The organism is Methylobacterium nigriterrae (assembly GCF_037106235.1).
Classification (GTDB): domain Bacteria; phylum Pseudomonadota; class Alphaproteobacteria; order Rhizobiales; family Beijerinckiaceae; genus Methylobacterium; species Methylobacterium nigriterrae.
Window position 1 is genome coordinate 1 of sequence record NZ_JBAWTG010000733.1, and the last position, 289, is coordinate 289.

The 289-nt window shown below is 70.6% G+C and carries 1 protein-coding gene; it reads left to right on the forward strand.

Features of this window, described 5'->3' with window-relative positions; all coding sequences use genetic code 11:
- The coding region (locus WDW90_RS38925) for an MFS transporter (protein WP_336492974.1) at positions 1-289 on the forward strand (289 nt) is incomplete at both ends.

Below are 289 nucleotides of genomic sequence, written 5' to 3' on the forward strand. Positions count from 1 at the left end.
CCTCGGCGGCGAATGGGGCGGCGCCGTGCTCATGGCCTTCGAGTACGCCCCGCCGGAGCGGCGCGGGCTCTACGCCAGCATCCCGCAGATCGGGCTCGCCCTCGGCCTCTGCCTCGCCTCCGGGGTCGTCGCGGCCCTGTCCTACAGCCTGTCCGAGGAGCAGTTCCTCTCCTACGGATGGCGGCTCGCGTTCCTGCTCAGCGTCGGGCTCGTCGCGGTCGGCGCCTATATCCGCCTCAACGTGATGGAGACGCCGGAATTCACGCAGGTGAAGGAGGCCAACCGCGAG